14 protein-coding genes are annotated in these 18,180 nt (G+C 61.6%); 4 read left to right on the top strand and 10 right to left on the bottom strand.

Annotated features, from left to right (window positions below; genetic code table 11):
• Nucleotides 1–20: 20 nt before the first annotated feature.
• Nucleotides 21–890, bottom strand: a complete 870-nt coding sequence (locus KHO33_RS03035) for a LysR family transcriptional regulator (protein ID WP_200561649.1) — start codon at nucleotides 888–890, stop codon at nucleotides 21–23.
• A gap of 127 nt (nucleotides 891–1,017) precedes the next feature.
• On the opposite strand from KHO33_RS03035, the gene KHO33_RS03030 reads away from it, so the two are divergent.
• Complete coding sequence (locus tag KHO33_RS03030; RefSeq protein WP_200561230.1) at nucleotides 1,018–2,433, top strand: MFS transporter; 1,416 nt, start codon at nucleotides 1,018–1,020, stop codon at nucleotides 2,431–2,433.
• Between the two features lie 554 nt (nucleotides 2,434–2,987).
• On the opposite strand, the gene scpB is transcribed toward KHO33_RS03030, so the two are convergent.
• The 3 genes from scpB to KHO33_RS03015 form a co-directional block, all read right to left on the bottom strand.
• Nucleotides 2,988–3,788, bottom strand: coding sequence for a methylmalonyl-CoA decarboxylase (gene scpB / locus KHO33_RS03025; RefSeq protein WP_200561229.1), 801 nt, complete (start codon nucleotides 3,786–3,788; stop codon nucleotides 2,988–2,990).
• Between the two features lie 129 nt (nucleotides 3,789–3,917).
• Nucleotides 3,918–5,177, bottom strand: coding sequence for a CaiB/BaiF CoA transferase family protein (locus tag KHO33_RS03020; protein WP_200561227.1), 1,260 nt, complete (start codon nucleotides 5,175–5,177; stop codon nucleotides 3,918–3,920).
• 116 nt (nucleotides 5,178–5,293) lie between these two features.
• Nucleotides 5,294–6,622 carry an MFS transporter gene (locus KHO33_RS03015; protein WP_200561225.1) on the bottom strand — a complete coding sequence of 443 codons (1,329 nt, stop codon included), beginning with the start codon at nucleotides 6,620–6,622 and terminating at the stop codon, nucleotides 5,294–5,296.
• Between the two features lie 175 nt (nucleotides 6,623–6,797).
• Between KHO33_RS03015 and KHO33_RS03010 the strand changes: the two genes are divergently transcribed.
• Nucleotides 6,798–7,715, top strand: coding sequence for a LysR substrate-binding domain-containing protein (locus KHO33_RS03010; protein WP_054034910.1), 918 nt, complete (start codon nucleotides 6,798–6,800; stop codon nucleotides 7,713–7,715).
• Here the strand turns inward: KHO33_RS03010 and KHO33_RS03005 are convergent.
• Nucleotides 7,712–8,611, bottom strand: coding sequence for a DMT family transporter (locus KHO33_RS03005; RefSeq protein WP_054034734.1), 900 nt, complete (start codon nucleotides 8,609–8,611; stop codon nucleotides 7,712–7,714). The two genes, KHO33_RS03010 and KHO33_RS03005, sit on opposite strands and share 4 nt — an antisense overlap.
• A gap of 142 nt (nucleotides 8,612–8,753) precedes the next feature.
• Here KHO33_RS03005 and KHO33_RS03000 point away from each other — a divergent pair, with 142 nt between their 5' ends.
• The gene (locus KHO33_RS03000; RefSeq protein ID WP_234475123.1) at nucleotides 8,754–9,692 is read left to right on the top strand and encodes an AraC family transcriptional regulator; all 939 of its coding nucleotides are present in this window, start codon (nucleotides 8,754–8,756) and stop codon (nucleotides 9,690–9,692) included.
• Nucleotides 9,693–9,715: 23 nt separating this feature from the next.
• On the opposite strand, the gene KHO33_RS02995 is transcribed toward KHO33_RS03000, so the two are convergent.
• The 4 genes from KHO33_RS02995 to KHO33_RS02980 form a co-directional block, all read right to left on the bottom strand.
• Complete coding sequence (locus KHO33_RS02995; RefSeq protein ID WP_200561223.1) at nucleotides 9,716–12,736, bottom strand: FAD-binding and (Fe-S)-binding domain-containing protein; 3,021 nt, start codon at nucleotides 12,734–12,736, stop codon at nucleotides 9,716–9,718.
• A gap of 24 nt (nucleotides 12,737–12,760) precedes the next feature.
• Nucleotides 12,761–13,510 (bottom strand): 2-keto-4-pentenoate hydratase, encoded by a 750-nt coding sequence (locus tag KHO33_RS02990; RefSeq protein WP_200561221.1) that lies wholly within the window; start codon nucleotides 13,508–13,510, stop codon nucleotides 12,761–12,763.
• A gap of 39 nt (nucleotides 13,511–13,549) precedes the next feature.
• Entirely contained in the window at nucleotides 13,550–14,836 is a 1,287-nt protein-coding gene (locus KHO33_RS02985) for an MFS transporter (RefSeq protein ID WP_200561219.1), read from the bottom strand.
• Between the two features lie 270 nt (nucleotides 14,837–15,106).
• On the bottom strand, nucleotides 15,107–16,327 hold the full coding sequence (locus KHO33_RS02980; RefSeq protein WP_200561217.1) for a pyridoxal-phosphate-dependent aminotransferase family protein: 1,221 nt from the start codon (nucleotides 16,325–16,327) through the stop codon (nucleotides 15,107–15,109).
• 162 nt (nucleotides 16,328–16,489) lie between these two features.
• Between KHO33_RS02980 and KHO33_RS02975 the strand changes: the two genes are divergently transcribed.
• Nucleotides 16,490–17,215, top strand: a complete 726-nt coding sequence (locus KHO33_RS02975; RefSeq protein WP_054034730.1) for a GntR family transcriptional regulator — start codon at nucleotides 16,490–16,492, stop codon at nucleotides 17,213–17,215.
• 433 nt (nucleotides 17,216–17,648) lie between these two features.
• Here the strand turns inward: KHO33_RS02975 and KHO33_RS02970 are convergent, their stop codons facing one another.
• Nucleotides 17,649–18,164 carry a hypothetical protein gene (locus KHO33_RS02970; protein WP_200561215.1) on the bottom strand — a complete coding sequence of 172 codons (516 nt, stop codon included), beginning with the start codon at nucleotides 18,162–18,164 and terminating at the stop codon, nucleotides 17,649–17,651.
• Between the last annotated feature and the right edge of the window lie 16 nt (nucleotides 18,165–18,180).

Below are 18,180 nucleotides of genomic sequence, written 5' to 3'. Positions count from 1 at the left end.
TCGAAGTGCGCTAGCGTGCCTCAACTCGCCTGCGCGAATTCTTCTGCCACCGCAGCAATCAGCACCTGCATCCGCGCGGTCTTGTATAGATCGGCGTGCGCGACCACCCAGACATCGAATGGCTCCGCGCGATGCGGCATCACGCGCACCAGTTCCGGTTCGTAATCGGCGCGAAAACATGGCAGTTCGGCGATACCGAAGCCGGCGAGAGCTGCCTCGAACAGCATCGCGGTGGATTGCGTCTGGAATACGAGACGCCCACGCGAACTCGGCTCGCCGCACAACGCCGCCCGCATCGACGGCGAGGCCGGCTGTTGATACATCACCAGATCGTGCCCATCGAACGCCTCGCCTTCGCGCGGCTCGCCGCGTGCGGCAATGTATTCGCGCGACGCGTAAATACCGACTTCCAGTTGCGCGAGCTTGCGCGCGATCAGGTCGGGGGCATCGGGCCGCAGCGTGCGGATCGCCACGTCCGCTTCGCGCCGCGTCAGATTCGCGATCTGCGCGGACGTCACGCAGATGATCTCGATACCCGGATGCGCCCGCCGTACCTTGGCGATGGCCGGCACCACGAAGCGTTTGCCGAGCGAATCCGTCGTGGCGACGCGAATCGTACCGGCCAGTTGATCGTCGAGTCCGGCGATTCGCCGTTCGATCGACAAGGCGGCCTGCTCCATCGTCTCGGCCGCCCCGAGCAGGGCCTCGCCGGCAGGCGTCAGCACGAACAAGGCGGGGGTGCGCAGAAACAACGTTGTCGAAAGCGTTTCTTCGAGCGCGGCGATCCGTCGGCCGACCGTCGCCTGATCGACATCGAGTTGCGCCGCCGCGCCGCGCAGCGTGCCTGTACGCGCCACGGCGAGAAAAAATCGTGCGTTGTCCCAGTTGATCATTGGCTGCGCTGTCCGTCGTGCATATTTGCATCATACACATGCGTAATCACTGCTTTATTGCATTCGTGTATGTGACTAGACTTCGTCGATCGAACCAATTGCAGTTCTAGCCCGAGGATGTGTAATGACCGAATGCATCGCTGAACAACCGCTGCCTACGAAGCTAGCCGACTCGGAGCAGGCCGCCCGGCGTCCGCGCCTGACGCTCGCGCTGGTGGCGAGCGGCATGTTCATGGCCGTGCTCGACACTACCATCGTCAACGTCGCCCTGCCTGCGATGCACGTCAGCCTCGGTGCCTCCGTGGGCGGTCTCGCGTGGATCGTCGATGCCTACACGCTGAGTTTTGCCGCGCTGATCCTCGCGGGCGGTGTCGCGTCCGACCGGTTCGGCGCGAAGGCGGTGTATCTGTGGGGACTGGCGCTGTTCGTCGTGGCCTCGGCGGCTTGCGGTCTGGCGCCGAACGTCGTCGCACTGGTGGTCGCGCGCTTCGTACAGGGCAGCGGCGCGGCGTTGTTCCTGCCGGCGTCACTCGCCATCGTGCGCAGCACTTTCGACGACCCGGTCGAGCGCGGGCGCGCCATCGCGACGTGGGCAGGGATTGCGTCGGTCGCGGCGGCGATCGGGCCGGTGTTGGGCGGCCTCCTCGTGCAGGGGTTCGGCTGGCGCAGTGCGTTTCTGATCAATGTGCCGACCGGTCTGGTTGCGTTTGCGGGGGCATGGGCGGTGGTGCGTCATTCGACGCGCAGCGTTGGGCGTCATTTCGATTGGGGTGGGCAGTTGGCGAGCATCGTCGCATTAGGCGCGCTCTGCTATGCGGCGATTGAGTTGCCGTCGCGTGGGATCGCTGCGCGAGAGGTGTGGGGGGCGGCGTTGCTTGCCGTGCTAGCTGCGCTGACGCTTGTTGTTGTCGAGCGGCGTGCGCAGCATCCGATGGTGCCGGTTGAGTGGTTTCGCAATCGTTTGTTCGTGACGATGAATGCGATGGGGACGCTCGTTTATGTTGGCTACTTTGGATTGTTGTTTGAGTTGAGTCTTTATCTGCACGGCGAGTTTGGGTTTAACGCGCGGGAGATTGGGCTTACGCTTTTACCGCTTGCGGGGAGTTTGTCGATTGGGAATGTGCTTGTTGGTAGATTGCATGGGCGGTTTACTGCGACGCAGTTTATGACTATTGGGCTCGTGTTGGCTGCTGTTGCTGTGCCGGCTATGGCTGTTAGTCTGGAATGGCGGGCGCCTTGGGTCTTTACTTATGTGGCGATGGTCATGTTCGGCGGTGGGACGGCGTTGTCGGTGCCGCCGATGATTTCCACTGTGTTGGAACAAGTGCCTGGGGAGTTGGCTGGTGTGGCGTCTGGGTTGTTGAATGCGTTGCGGCAGGCGGGCGGGCTTGTTGGGGTCGCCATTGCCGGTGCGGCGACGATTTTGGCGCCGCATGTTTCAATTGCGTTGTGGTGGGTTGCTGCGATGGGGTTGGTGACTTATGCCGGTGCGGCAGGGTTGGCGGCTTGTGCGCCTGTCCTTGTCCGTCCGCAGCGTTGAGCTTTTCTTTGATCTGGATTTTGGGGCTTTTCTTGGGTTGTTTGCCTGCGCGGCGCTTTTGTCAGTGTTCTTGGGGTGTTGGCCTTTCCTTGAATTGTTAGTGGTCTATTAGCGTTGCCCCTGTGCAGGGCGGCACTTACTTTCTTTGCCGCCGCAAAGAAAGATAAGCAAAGAAAGCGGCTCAAACCGCTCATGCTAAGTGGGCACCGTGGTTTGCACAGGGTAGTGGTGCATCTGGAATCTGGGTTCGTGCCGCTGCATATGTCAGTGACAAGGGCGTCATACTTCCGGCGGCGCTGCGCGCGCCGAAGAGTACTTCATAAAACCACTCACTGCGCTTTAGCGCATGTGGATTGCCAGCGAAGTGCTTGCGGTTACGCGCTTCGCACTTCTCTTGCTCCCGGAAAAGCTCACCGATGGCGTCTTTCGCTTATTCTTTGCCCCCGGAAAGACTCACCTTTGGTGCTGTCGGTGCTGGCGCGATCGCTCTGAACATCACCGTTGCTTGAACCACTCCCCTCGAACAACGTCATTCGCTCTGGTGAACGTCGTGTTCATTTACCCTTGAACGCGGGTGGCCGTCTTTCTGAAAACGCCGCTAGCCCCTCGCTGAAATCCGCGCTCTCACATGCCTGCCGGCGTAGCTCGGCAATCTGTTCCATCGCCTGCACTGGTATCGGTTGCAGGTCTTCCAGTATCCGCAGTTGTTCCTTCACGGCCTGGATCGCCAAGGGTGCCTTGCTTGCGATTCCGCGCGCCATTTCAAGCGCCGTTGCTTCCAGTTGGTCGCTGTCGACCAGACGGTTGATTACGCCGAAACGCTCGGCACGCGCGGCATCAAGCGGCTGTGCGCTGAAGAACATCTCCTTCAGCACATGAATCGGCAAGTTGTTGAAGAAGCGCAGCAGGCCGCTCGTCGTATAGGGCAAACCAATGTTCGCCGGCGTCATCGCGAAGCGCGCGCTTTCGTCGGCGACGACGAGGTCGCAACTCATCGCCAGATCGACGGCGCCGCCCCATGCTGAGCCCGACACCATCGCGATCACCACGCCCGGGTAAGCGCGCACGCGGCGCAACGCCTGTTCCAACGGTTTGCCGTAAGCAATCGGATCACGGTCATCCGCTAACTCCCCAAGGTCGTGACCCGCGCTCCAGACGTCCTGCCCGATTCCGCTGCCAAGTATCACGACCGGTATACGCTGTGCCGCGAGATCGACAAGGTTTGAGTCGAGCGCGTGCAGCAACTCCGCGCTGAGGGCATTCCGGCGGGTAGGATGACTGAACGTCAAACGTGCGATCCGTTCATCCACTATATCGACCGTTACCGAAAACGGTGATGCGTTCGGTGTATTCATTGTGTGACCTCTGCTGCATGTTCCAAAGTTTTTGGCCCGCTCATTTCGCAATTTCCACAGCGTATTCCAAGTTGCGCGGCGCGCTTAGTGCGTGCCCCTGTAGCCCTGTTTCGAGTTTTGCATCAGCGCTCATAGCGTAACGCCAGTCGCGTGCTCCCGAGCCCTCTCCGGCGGCAAGTATTCGCCCTGTTGATGCACCGCTTTAGCGGCAAGCAACGCCTCAATCGAGACCTCATCGAAACCCGCCTCGCGCAATACATCGACAGTATGTTCGCCAAGGCCCGGCGGCGCATGACGGCTGACGTGATGTGAAGCATCGCCCTTTACTGCCGAACTCGACACCGGCGTCACGACCTGGCGCAACGCGCCGAGCGTCGGGTGCTCGACCGTTTCAACCAATCGGCAATGCTGCACTTGCGGATCGTCGAACACCTCGTCCAAGGTATTGATCGGGCCGGCAGGCAAGCCCACGCCGATGAACAACGCTGTCCACTCCCGTTTGCCACGCGTCTTCAAACGCGTTTCCAACGCAGCCTTCAATTCATCGCGATGCGCGACGCGCGCCTCATTGGTCGCGAAGCGTGGATCGGCCGGCAACGCGGGCAATTCGAGCAATTGGCACAAGCGCAGCCACATGTCCGACGTAATCGGCGCAATGTTGAGCGGACCATCCGCGGTTTCGAATACGCCATAAGGTGCAATCACCGAATGCGCGTTGCCGGTACGGCGCGGAATGTCGCCAAGGCTCAGGTAGCGCTGGCCATGCACGCTCAAGAGGCCCACCAGACTCGCAAGCAATGACGTACTCACATGCTGCCCACGCCCGGTTCGCTCGCGCTCCAACAACGCGGAAAGTATCGCCATCGCGAGCCACATGCCCGAACTCAGATCGCCGATCGCGGTGCCGGTGCGCGTGGGATCGCCATCGGGGAAACCTGTCAGGCTCATCAGGCCGGAATAACCCTGCGCGATCTGGTCGAAACCGGGCCAGCCGCTCATCGGACCATCGGCGCCAAACGCGTTGATGCTGCCCATCACCAACCGCGGATTGCGCGCGCTAAGCACGTCATAGCCGAGCCCCATGCTCTCGATGGTGCCGGGCTTGAAGTTCTCGATCACCACGTCGGCATCGTCGATCAGCCGGTGGATCGCGGCCAGCCCCTCCGGGTTGCGAAAGTCGATGCACACGCCGCGCTTGTTGCGGTTGCAGGAGAGATAGTAGGTGCTCACGCCCCGGTCGAACGGTCCCCAGGTTCGGCTCATGTCACCACCCGGACCGGGTTCGACCTTGATGACGTCCGCGCCGAGATCGGCCAGCACCATCGAGCAGAACGGCCCCGACAGTGCACGGCTCAGTTCAACGACCTTGATTCCTTGTAACGCTTGCATTCATTTCTCCAGCGAATTAACGACGGTTGCGGACAGCGCCAAGTGACGCGCTTGCGCCATACCCGCCGCGTCCAACCAAAGACGGCAGCAGCGCGAGCGATCCGTTTAACGAAGCACTATTCCGGCAATGTCTGATGACGGGTCTCGACAGCGAACGGCAAGATCAGCAGGCCGATCACAAAGGCCGCCGCGGTCCACGCGATCGGCAGCCCGAGCGAACCTTGCCAATGAATCGCGGCAGCCAGCAAGAAGTTCACCCCAGCGCCAAGCAGGCGGCCCACCGACGCATTGAAGGCAAATGCGGTAGCGCGTATCCGCGTCGGGTATTGCTCCGGCAACCACAGCGAGAAGATCGCGAAATTGCCGCCGAAGAAGCCGAGGAACAGCAGCGACACCATGAACAGGTTGAGTCCGTTCGGCAGATAGAAGACCCAGCCGAAGGCGAATACGATCGACACTGCCATGCCGGCGAAGTACACCCCGAGCGCCGTGCGCCGCCCCAGCCTTTCCGCCAGCCACGGCGCGGCGAGACAACCGAGGATCGTCGCGACCGACAGCACCGCCGCCCCGATCGAAGCAAGGCGCACAGCGCCGACGCGGTCGATGCCGGCGCGCGTCGCCAGCGTCACGACCGCGCTCGCTTCGTAGACCGACCCGGCCCACAAGCCGATGATCGCGACGCCCACCAGGCTTGCGCTCGTCAACGTCCGACGCCGATACGCCGGCGCGAATATCTCCATCAGCGGACGGCGTTTGGTCACCGCTTCAGCGTTCGCCTGACCGACGCCATGCGTCGCCTTGCGCCACTGCCCAGGCTCCTTCACCTTGAGCACGGTGAAAATCGCCAGCAACGCCGGTGCGAGGCCGCACAGGAACATAGCGCGCCAGCCGTAGGTTGCGCCGACCGTGTAGTTCAGCAAAGCGGCAAGGAAGAATCCGACGTAGTAGCCGGTCTGCAGATAGCCCGCGCCCATCTTGCGGCGATCCTCCGGCCAGCTTTCGGCGACATAGGTACCTGCCAGCGCCCATTCGCCGCCCACGCCGATGCCGGCAATCAGCCGGAACGCCGCCAGCTCCCAGACGTTGTGCGCGAACGCCGCGGCGCCGGTGAACACCGAGTAGATCAAGATGCTCGCGGCCAGCGTCTTGACCCGCCCGAAGCGGTCAGCGAGCGGCCCCCAGATAAACGACAGCCCCCAGCCGATCAGAAACAGCGCGAACAGGATCGAGCCGTACATGCCGAGATTGCCGGGCGTCGCGGCAATGCCCGAGACGGGCAGCAACTCGGTGAGCGCCGGAATCAGCACCAGCGCGTAGATCACGGAATCCACACCGTCCAGCACCCATCCTGAGTAAACCGCCCAGAAGCCGCCGATCTGCTCGCGGGTGAGGGGCGTGCGGCCGGGCTTGAGCCCGGGCGCCGATGCAGCGATCGCTTTGGACATTCTTGTCTCCTAGCCGACAGATGCCGGCCGTTCTGAAGCGGCGCCGGACAGCTCCGGCTGGGCACGCTTCGGTTTTTTGTGGCTTGAGTATAAGAACGCGGTCGATAATCGAAAAATATGATATTTCTTTAGCTCAATCGGATTTCGTTATGGGATGAAGGAGCGAGCGACGCGCATGGACCTGCGGCAATTGCGGTATTTCGTCAAAGTGGTGGAGTGCGGCAACGTCACCCGCGCGAGCGAGGCGTTGCATATCGCGCAGCCCGCGATCAGCCAGCAGATGCGCAATCTGGAGCGCGATCTGGGGATGCAATTGCTCGAGCGCAGCGTGCAGGGCGTGGCGCCCACCGCAGCCGGGCAAACGCTGTACCGGCATGCGATCGAGTTGCTGCGGCAGGCCGACAGCACGCGCGAACTCCTGCGCCAGGACGCCGAGTTGCCACAGGGCAGAGTGTCGGTCGCGATGCCGTCGAGCACGGCGCGAATGATGGCGATCCCGCTTGCTCGCACAATCCGCGACCGTTACCCCGGCATAGCACTGGAGTTGCTCGAAGCACCGAGCGCGGAGCTCGGCAGTCTGATCGGCAGCGGACGGGTGGATCTGGCCGTCGTGGTGGACGCGGTCGAAACGCGCGGGGTCGCCGCTCAAAGATTGCTCACCGAGGCGCTCTATCTGATTGCCTGGCCGGAATTTCAGATGCCGCGCGAGCCGGTGTCGATCGCCGAACTTGCGCGCATGCCGCTGATCCTGCCGAGCGCGCCGAATACGATTCGCAGCCGCGTCGAGTGGGCGCTGCGCGAAGCCGGGCTGCCGTGTGAGATTCTGTTCGAGGCCAGTTCCACCGCGTTGTTGTTCGCGGCGGTGATGGCAAAGCTAGGCGTGACGATCCTGCCCTGGACAGCCGCACACGTCGAACTCGATGAGCACAAGCTCAAGCTTGCCAAGGTCGATCACCGGCTGTTCTCGCGCGATCTGTCACTCTGCTGGCACGACACGGCCTTGCTCAGCAATGCCGTGCAGAAGGTCAAGGCGACGATACTCGAACTGTTCGACAGCATGGGAAAGCGGCCTGAGTGGGCCGCGGCGGATTAGGATGCCCCCACCCGCCGCACAAAGAGCCGCCGCGTGAGATCGAACGCCACCAGATTCCCTGCCACCACCAGCAGGAGACCGAGCACCGCCAACGCGGACCATCGGTAGCCTTCGAAAACCGTCGACGCCGCCAGCGCCACAATCGGAAACAGCACAGTGCAGTAGGCGGCCCGCTCCGGCCCGATGCGTCCGACCAGCATCAGGTACGCGGTAAAGCCGATCACCGAGCCGAAGATCGCCAGATAGACGAGCGCGCCGAGATAACGCGCGTCGGGTTCGATAGAGAACGAAAAGCCGGCCAGCGCGCTTCCCAACGTCAGGACGCCGGCGCCGATCAGCATGGCCCAGCTATTGGTGGCGAACGGGTGCAAGCCCATCGATTGCATCCGACTCGACAGCAGATTGCCCGCCGAAAAGCACAAGGTGCCAAGGAACGCGATCGCGAGTCCCAACCACACCGTGTGATCGCCCAGATGTCCTGCCATCTGCTGGACGAACAGGCACACGATGCCGACGAGCCCCAACGCCGCCCCGGCAATCGCCGACGGTTGCAGAGGACGTCCCATGAAAAGCCGACCGTTGATCGAATTCAGCAGCGGCGCGGTGGAAAACACCACCGCGACGAGGCCACTCGGCACCACCTGCTCGGCATAGTAGAAGCACAGAAAGTTCAGACAGAAGAGCGCGAGGCCTTGCGCGGCAAGGAAGCGCCATGCGGCGCGCGGTGGCCAGATCGGCCGGCGCATGATGCGCAGCAGCGCGAACAGCACCAGCGCCGCGATCCAGAAACGCCACGCAATCGACACTGGCGGCGGCACCGCGCCCAGTTGCCATTTGATGGCGATCCACGTGGTGCCCCAGATCAGCACGGTGACGGCATAGAGCAAAAGGTTCATGGCAGCGCCTGCAGCAGCAAAAAGCGGAAACCCAACTATGCTGCAGCGCCGGCGGCCGCACTTGTCCAGGATTGCGCACTTTTTCGGAGGCCTGAGCGGCCGGCAATCGCTCGCCCTATACTGACGCTTACCCTGTCATCGAATGCATCCCGCTCGTTCCGTGAACGCCAGACCGCCCGCCACTGTGATCGAATCCACCGAAACGCCGTTCGGCCTTCAGTCGGTTTGTCACACGCTACAGAGCGCCAATGCGAATCTCGAACGCTTCGCCTGGCTCGGCGACCGGCTCGCGATTGCCGTCTGGACCCGCGACACCGAGGAAGCCGAGACCGTCTATGACCGGCCCGGCCATCACACGCTGTCGTGCTATCTGGACGGTGGCTATCGCACCGAGCGTCAGAAAATGCCCGGGCGATACGGCGCGCCTTCGCGGCTCTGCGCGTTGCCCGGCGAGCATGAATCACGCTGGTGGGTGCGTGGCCACATGCATTTCATGCATCTCTACTTTCTGCCCGAACACTTCACGCAGCGCGCTGTGCAGGAACTCGATCGCGAGCCACGCGAACTGACGCTGGCCGATCGCACCTATTTCGAAGACGCCCGCATCGCGCACCTGTGTCAGTCGCTCGCGAATGAAGACTGGCAGGATCCTGATGGCCTGCTGCGGACCAATGAGACGGCGCACGAGGTGTTGAGTCTGCTGCTGCGCGCACAAGGCGTGCGTCGCACGGATACGTCGCTCAAGGGAGGTCTGTCGGTTGCGACCCGGCGGCGCTTGCGCGACTACATCGAGAACCATCTCGAAGAGACGCTCACGCTCGGCGAGCTTGCCGGTGTCGCGGCGCTGTCGGAGTTTCATCTTGCGCGCATGTTCCGCACGTCGTTCGGACTACCGCCTGCTGCGTGGATCGCGCAGCAACGGCTCGAACGTGCACGAACGCTGCTGCGCACGACGAGGCTGCCGCTCGCGCAAGTTGCCGAACAATGCGGCTATGCAAACGCCAGCCATTTCAGCCATCGTTTTCGTGAAAGCGTTGGCGTGGCGCCGACGGCGTATCGGCAGGTGGTGGGCGCGGCATAAGGGCCAATCGGGACCAACCACCTTCACTGCAAAGCCATCGCCAATACGCGCGCCACATGGATTGCGTCGACACCTGCGCCATCATGAATCTGATGGCGGCAACTCGTGCCGTCCGCGACCATCACCGTATTGCCGTCGATCTTGCGCACCGCGGGCAGCAGCGACAGTTCCGCCATCGCCTGCGATGTCGCGTAGTGCTCGGCTTCGTAGCCGAAGCTGCCCGCCATACCGCAGCACGACGACTCGACCGTCGACACCTTCAACTCAGGAATCCAGTTCAGTACGGTTTGCACGGGCGTGAACGCGTCGAAGGCCTTTTGATGGCAGTGACCATGTACAAGCGCCTGCTCCTTGGCTAACGGCTTCAACGCAAGTTGCAAGCGCCCGGCCTTTTCCTCGCGCACCAGAAACTCTTCGAATAGAAACGCCTGCTTCGAAAGACGTTGCGCTTCGTCACCGAAACCATAGTGCAGAAACTCGTCGCGCAACGACAGCAAACACGACGGCTCCAACCCGACGATCGGCACGCCACGCTCCACGAACGGCTTGAATAGATCGAGCATGCGTCGCGCTTCCTGCTTCGCTTCATCGACCAAACCCGCTGCCAGGAACGTCCGGCCGCAACACACCGGACGCTCGCCCTGCCGCGTATTGAAGTGCACCGTGTAACCGGCAGCTTCCAACACCTGCTGCGCGGCGCGCGCGTTTTCCGGCTCCATGTTGTTGTTGAACGTGTCGACGAACAACAGCACTTCTTTCAGCGCGCCGCCTTGGCGCGGTTTGGTCGCCGACGCGCTCGCCAGGAACGATTTCTTGAAACGCGGCAACGTACGTTCAGGCGCAAAGCCCACCGAGCGTTTGAACCACGCCGACAACACCGGCACGTTATCAGCGAGTGCCATCAAGCCCGGCACGCGGCTCGCCGTCGCCGCATAGCGCGGCATGAAGGCCACCAACCTGTCACGCAGACGCAGTCCATGTCGTTTGACACGCGCCGCCCGCGCCTCGATCTTGAACTTCGCCATGTCGACGCCCGTCGGGCAATCGCGCTTGCAGCCCTTGCACGAGACGCACAGGTCGAGCGTGTCCTTGACGTCGTCGCTGGCGAGTCCGGATTCGCCGAGTTGCCCGGAGATCGCGAGACGCAGCGTGTTCGCCCGTCCCCGCGTCACATGTTGCTCATCCTTGGTCACGCGATAACTCGGGCACATGGTGCCCGCGTCGAACTTGCGGCAATGGCCGTTGTTGTTGCACATCTCGACGGCCTTCGCGAGACCGCCAGACAGATCGTTGCCACTGCCCGGCAGCGTCTCCTGTCCCGTCAGCGGATCGCGCTCGACGTTCCATGCGGACCAGTCGAGCGCAGTATCGATCCGCTGCGCCTCGTAGCCCGGCGAAAAACGGAAATTGCGCGCGTCGTCCATCTTCGGCGGACGCACGATCTTGTCGGGATTGAAGCGGTTGTCCGGGTCGAACAACGCCTTGATCTCGGTGAACGCCTGGTTCAGACGCGGCCCGTATTGCCACGCTACCCATTCGCCGCGGCACAAACCGTCGCCGTGCTCGCCGGAATATGCGCCCTTGTATTCGCGCACCAATGCGGCCGCTTCTTCGGCAATCGCGCGCATCTTCGCCGCGCCGTCGCGCCGCATATCGAGAATCGGCCGCACGTGCAGCGTGCCGACGCTCGCATGCGCATACCAGGTGCCTTCGGTGCCATTGCGGTGGAAGACTTCGGTCAGACGGCTCGTGTATTCCGCCAGATGTTCGAGCGGCACCGCGCAATCTTCGATGAAGGAGACCGGTTTGCCGTCGCCCTTCATGCTCATCATGATGTTCAGCCCGGCTTTGCGGACTTCCCACAGCGCTTTCTGTTCGTTCGCGGCAGGCATCTCGACGACCGAATCGGGCAAGCCCAGGTCGGCCATCAGTTCGGTGAGCTGCTTGAGCGATGCGAGTTGCTGGTCGCGGTCCTCGCCCGCGAATTCCACCAGCAGGATAGCTTGCGGCTCGCCGACCAGCGCCTTCTCGATCACTGGACGGAACGCGGGATTGCTCATCGCCAGATCGATCATGGTGCGATCGACCAGTTCCACGGCCACCGGCTTCAGCTTGACGATGTGCTGAGTGAGATCCATCGACTGCCAGAAGGTCGGGAAGTTGACCACGCCAAGCGTCTTATGCGTCGGCAACGGTGCGAGTTTCAGCGTCAGTTGCCTGCTGAACGCGAGCGTACCTTCCGAGCCGACCAGCAGATGCGCGAGATTCGCGATGCCGTCGTCGGTATAGGCGCGCGGGTTCTGGCAATCGAACACGTCGATGTTGTAGCCCGCGACGCGCCGCAAAACTTTCGGCACGCGTTCGACAATTTCAGCATGCTCCCGCTGGGCAATCTGCTTCACGCCTTCGACGATCTGTTGCAAACGCGCGCCTTGCGGCGCCTCGCGCAACGAAGCGAAACGCGCTTCGCTGCCGTCGGCGAGAATGGCGTCGATCGCTTCGACGTTGTGGACCATATTGCCGTATTCGATCGAGCGCGAGCCGCATGAGTTGTTGCCTGCCATGCCGCCGATCGTGCACTGCGCCGCCGTCGAAACATCGACGGGAAACCACAGGCCGTGCGGCTTCAACCATGCATTCAGATGATCCAGCACGACGCCCGGTTCAACCGTCACCGTGCGCGCGTCGGCATCAAATTCGACGATGTTGTTAAGCCACTTGCTGGTGTCGATCACCAGCGCTGCGCCGACGGTCTGACCGCATTGGCTCGTGCCCGCGCCGCGCGCGAGCAACGGTACTTTCTCGCTGCGTGCAATTTCTAGCGCGATGCGCAGATCGTCCTGATCGTGCGGCACCACCACGCCGATCGGCGTGACCTGATAGATCGACGCATCGGTGGAGTAACGGCCGCGGCTCGCCGCATCGAACAGCACGTCGCCACGCAAAGACTTGCGCAGATGCTGCGCGAGCGGCGACGTCAGCCGCGCGGCGGACGGCACCAGATGGATCGGCTTGACGAGTAAAGCGGAAGTGGGGTTCGTCATATCGTCGGCCTATAAGAAAGCGGGCTAGTACAGCGTCAGGCTGATCGGCGCGAGCCCTTCAATACGCCCGCTCGCTGTGCCTGCGCTCTGCGGAAAAAACATGCCGGTGTATGAACCGGTGGTGACGACCATCTCCGGCGTGACCGCGATGCCGCGCGAGGTGGCGTGGTTGACAAGCCACGTCAGCAGGCGTCGCGGATCACCGGCCGGATTGGCGGGCGTCGTCGCCACCACATCACTCCCGTCAAAGCTGAACTGCAGCGACGGCGCCACAAACGGAAAATCCTCGCGATACGGCGTAAATTCGCCGACGATCAACGCGCCGTGATTCTGCAAATCCGCGAGTTGGGCAAGCTTGTCGGCTTTGGGCCAGTCAGCGTAACGGCTCGCCACGATCTCGATGGTCGCGCCGATCGAGCCGATACCTGCGTGCACGTCGGCTTCGCTATAGGGTGTTGTCGACGGCTCGAAGCGGCGGCCGAAACGGAATGCGATCTCCAGTTCGAGTCCCAGCGGGGCGAACGCTTCACGCGGCAATCGTGCGCCATCGGCATGCAAATCGTTCGCAGGCAGCGGTGCACCCTGGATCGGGCCACTGTCGGACTTCGCGCCGATCTTCCAGCCGCCGATCGGCGCGTCCAGTACGCGCAGGATCTCGTGCTGGATCGCGTAGGCGGCAGCGCTGTCGGCGGGCGTTTGCTCAGGCGGCAGCGCATCGAGCGTCAGGTGATTGCGGCGCGCGTCGGCGAGACGTTGACTCAGTGATGTTGTCATTGCTTTGAATGCGAAGAGAGGGAACGGTGCGCGGTCTGCTTATGCACCCACGCCCGTGGTGGCGTGTGCTTCATCGGCGGCATTGAGCGCGAACTTGCTTTCCGGCTGCATGCGGAACGCGAGCACCACGCCGATCGCCATCAACAGCATGCTGCCGACGAACGGCAACTCCCAGCTACCGAAGTAGTCGATCAGAAATCCGCCGACCACCGGCGAGATGATCGCGGCCAATGCCGAGCCGGTGTTCATCATGCCGCTCGCGGTGCCCGAGTATTCCGGCGCGATATCCATCGGAATCGCCCACATCGGGCCGATCGTCATTTCGGCGAAGAAGAAGCCCGAAGCGAGACACGCCATCGACAGATACAGATCGTGCGTGAACATCAGCGGGATCAGCGAGAGCAGACAAAAGAACATGCACACCGACACCATCCAGCTCCGGGCACGCTTCAGGCTGCGGGTCCGCGTGAAGATCCAGTCGGTCACAATGCCGCCGAGCGTATCGCCGAGTACACCGGCAAAGAACACGACCGATGCGAAGATCGCCGACTTTTGCAGTTGCAGGTGATAGCTGTGCAGGAAGTACTGCGGAATCCAGCTGAGGAACAGCCACAAGGTCCAGCCGTAGCAGAAGTACACGATCGTGACCGGCCACATGCGGCGAAACAGTTTTCCCCAAGGCACGCCGGCCGCTTTCGGCTTCGGCGCGGGCAGCACTTCGAGTTCCTCGGTCGTGATACGCGGATGATCTTTCGGATGTTCGGTGAACGTGAACGCCCACACCGCCACCCACAGCAGGCTGAACACGCCGCAGATATAGAACGATTCGCGCCAGCCCCAGGTCGCCATCACCAGCACGATCAGGCCAGGCGCAACCGCATTGCCGATACGCGATGCCGCGTGGGTGATGCCCTGCGCAAAGCCGCGTTTTTCTTTCGCGACCCAGCGCGCCATCGCGGACGTCGCAGCAGGGAACGTGGCGCCCTCACCGAAACCGAGCAACACACGCGCGGCCAGCAACGAAACGAGACCCCCCGCAAAACCGGTCAGCAAAGTCGCCACGCCCCAGATAGCACCGCAGAAAATCAGCGTGCGTTTTGCACCGAAGCGGTCACTGACCCAGCCGCCGATGATCTGGAAAATCAGATACGGATAAGCGAAGGCCGAAAACACCAGGCCCACTTCCGTATGCGAGAGGCCGAATTCCTTGCCGAATCCTGCGGCCGCGGTGCTGACGTTGACGCGGTCGAGGTAAGTGATGAAGTACATGATGCATAGCATCACTAGAACGATACTGGTCGCACTGCTCACACGAAACCGCTTCATCGTCTCTCTCCATTGCAGTCTATCGACGGCGCGCCTGGAATGGCGCGCTGCGTCTTCGCCCGCCAGCGGCCTGCGCTGTGGGTCCATCGCATGTTGTCCATGAGCCGCGTTCTATGTGCGGCTTCGTAAGGGAAGTGCTCCCCGCCTTCCCTTGCTGCGAGATGCCTGTTGCTTGCTGCCTGCTACTTGCTGCCTGCTACTTGTTGCCTGTCAGGCAGAGGCGCTGACGCACCGATGCGGTGAGCACCGATGCGCGTGGCGCTCCATCGCTCAGGCCGCCGCTTTCAGCCCCGAGGCTTTGGTCGGCTGGCTCAACCACTCCATAGCGGCAGGCAAGCCGCTTTCCTTGAGCGGCACACCCGCGAGCCGCAGGCCCATTTCGCAACCGGCCAGCGTCGCCAGCAGCATCAGGTCGTTGCAGTCGCCGAGATGGCCGATGCGGAACATGCGGCCTTTCATCTTGCCGAGGCCCGTACCGAGCGACATGTCGAAGCGTTCGTAGATGAGCTTGCGCACGGCGTCGGCATCGATGCCTTCGGGCATGATCACACCGGTGAGCACCGGGCTATACACAGCGGGATCGGCACATTGGATCTCCAGACCCCACGCGCGAACCGCACGGCGGGTGGCTTCGGCGAGACGCTCGTGACGGGCGAACACGTTGTCGAGCCCTTCGCCGAGAATCATCTCCAGCGCCTCATGAAGCCCATACAGCAGGTTCGTGTTCGGCGTGTACGGCCAGTAACCGGTCTTGTTCATCTCGACGATGTCGGTCCAGTCCCAGAAGCTGCGCGGCAGTTTGGCCTGCTTGCTGGCGACCAATGCCTTCGGCGAGATCGCGTTGAAGCTGATGCCCGGCGGCAGCATCAAACCCTTTTGCGAGCCGGACACGGTGACGTCGACGCCCCATTCGTCATGCCGATAGTCGGCGCAGGCGAGACCCGAGATCGTATCGACCAGCAGCAGCGCCGGGTGACCGGCGGCGTCGATCGCGCGGCGCACGGCGGCGATATCCGAGGTGACGCCCGTGGAGGTTTCGTTATGGACGACGCACACGGCCTTGATCGCGTGTTGCGTGTCGGCGCGCAGACGCTCTTCGATCATCTGCGGCTGAACTCCGCGCCGCCAGCCTTCGATACCAGGCAGGCCGAGGAACTCCGGCTTCAGCCCGAGGCTTTCCGCCATCTTTTTCCACAGCGTCGCGAAGTGACCGGTTTCGAACATCAGCACGTGGTCGCCAGGGCTCAGCGTGTTCGATAGCGCCGCTTCCCACGCGCCGGTGCCGGAGGCCGGATAGATCACCACCGGTTGCTGCGTTTTGAAGATTTTCTTGATGCCTTCGAGCACCTTCAGACCGAGTTCGCCGAACTCGGGGCCGCGGTGATCGATGGTCGGATAGCTCATCGCACGGAGAATGCGATCGGGCACCGGGCTCGGACCCGGGATCTGCAGGAAGTGACGGCCAGCGGGGTGAAAGTCTAGCTTGAGCATTGGGCTCCTCCGATTGAATTTTGCATGCAAAAAACTATATCAGATGATCCGTGACGATCCCAAGGCGAAAATCGCCTGCTGATACCGGTGTTTACCCGTGCTATTAACTAATCTGCATGGTTCCGATAAAATCGTACCTAACACGATGTTGAGGGCTTTTGTATGCAAAATTCGGATTTCGATGCAGGTGTAGCCGCTTCTCCGCTGATGCCGAAGGTCGAGCGTCAGCGTTTGCACGACACGGTGGTGGAGCACATTCGCCGCTTTATCGTCGAGGGGGTGCTCGAGCCGGGCAAGAAACTGAACGAGCGCGAGTTGTGCGAGACGCTTGGGATTTCGCGCACGCCGCTGCGGGAGGCGCTGAAGGTATTGGCTGCGGAAGGGCTGATCGAGATTTCGCCGAACCGCGGTGCGTCAGTGTCGAAAATGTCGGAAGCGGAGTTGCGCGAGACCTTCGAGCTGATGAGCGGTCTTGAAGCTTTTTCCGGCGAACTGGCAGCGGAGCGGATGACGGCTGCGGAGCTCGCCGAAATCAAAGCGTTGCACTACGCGATGCTGGCTTGCCGGACGCAGAACGATCTGGCTGGGTACTACAGCCGCAACCAAGCGATTCACGACAAGATCAATGAAGCGGCGAGGAATTCAGCACTGCGGCAGACTTATGTCGCGGTTAATCGGCGTCTGCAGGCGTTGCGGTTCCGGTCGAATTTTCAGATCCCCAAGTGGGATAGTGCGATTCATGATCATGATGAAATGTTGAAGGCGCTCGAGGCCAGAGATGGGAAGAAGTTGAGCGCAATTCTTCGTCAGCACTTGCTCGATAAGCGGGATGCGGTTTTGCAGGTGCAATCGCGGGAAGACGTGGCGGCTTCGGTGTTGAAGGCTTGAGGGGTCTTTTGCTAAGGGCCGCGGCATGAGTCGCGCGCTTGCGGCGTTGGGCTTCTTCTGTTTTCCAACGTCGTAGACACGAAGAACGGTGGCGTAGCGGACAAAAAAACTTGTCCCCATAAAATGTTGGCAAGCCTGTGGACAACCGCCGCACATCCCAGCCAAGTAGTTGAAGCAACAGAAGTATCCCTTGGCGGCTCGCGAGTGAGCATCGATCAACCCTCACGATTTGACGCGCCCAAAGAACCAGGCAATGGAGCCGTCGTTTGAGGTGCGGCAACCTCAACGGCGAGTTGTCCACATAATTTGTGATCAAGCCTGTGGACAACTGTCCCACAACGGCATCAAGCCATTGATGCAAATACATTCTGCCGAGTCGATGCATCCGACAGCCCGCTTGGCAACCTTCTATCTGGCGTGAACGGACGGTTGATTACGGCTTAATCCGGAAGCCGTTCGGAGGTGCGATGAAGAACGGATAAAAACTCCTCGCGCATTCCATGATATCCGGCGCCCCGTACAGCACCCCTGTGCCCCATGACCTATCGCCAAAGGCGATCCACTCACCCGGCACGGGCATCACGACATAGTGTTCGGAGTTGGTTCCCAAGGAATCGGCAAGGCTACCACCTGGGTCCTCCAATAGAAATTCGAAGAATTCCTCATCCGTATTTTCCGCCCGGTGCATGAAGCCCGGATATTTTCCAAAATGAAAATTAAAGTAATCGAACGGATCAGGCTTCAAGGCCAGCGTGGCGAAGTCAGTCGTACCCTTGAACGCGAGTAGCGTTCGGATAAGTTCAAAGAACTTTTGAGTCTGGAGATCGATGGTATCGAAGTACAGCAACTCTGTTGACGACCTGTCGCGAAGCATCCGGACTTCCGCAGTCGCGCGCTCCCAAAGCGGCATGAACTCGCGCCGTTTGTGTATGAAGTCAATCGTGTTCATGGTTTTGGAAGCCGTA

The sequence above is a fragment of the Paraburkholderia nemoris genome (genome assembly GCF_905221015.1).
Classification (GTDB): domain Bacteria; phylum Pseudomonadota; class Gammaproteobacteria; order Burkholderiales; family Burkholderiaceae; genus Paraburkholderia; species Paraburkholderia nemoris.
The sequence above is the reverse complement of the archived record's forward strand: the minus strand, read 5'-3'. Positions and strand labels throughout refer to the sequence as shown.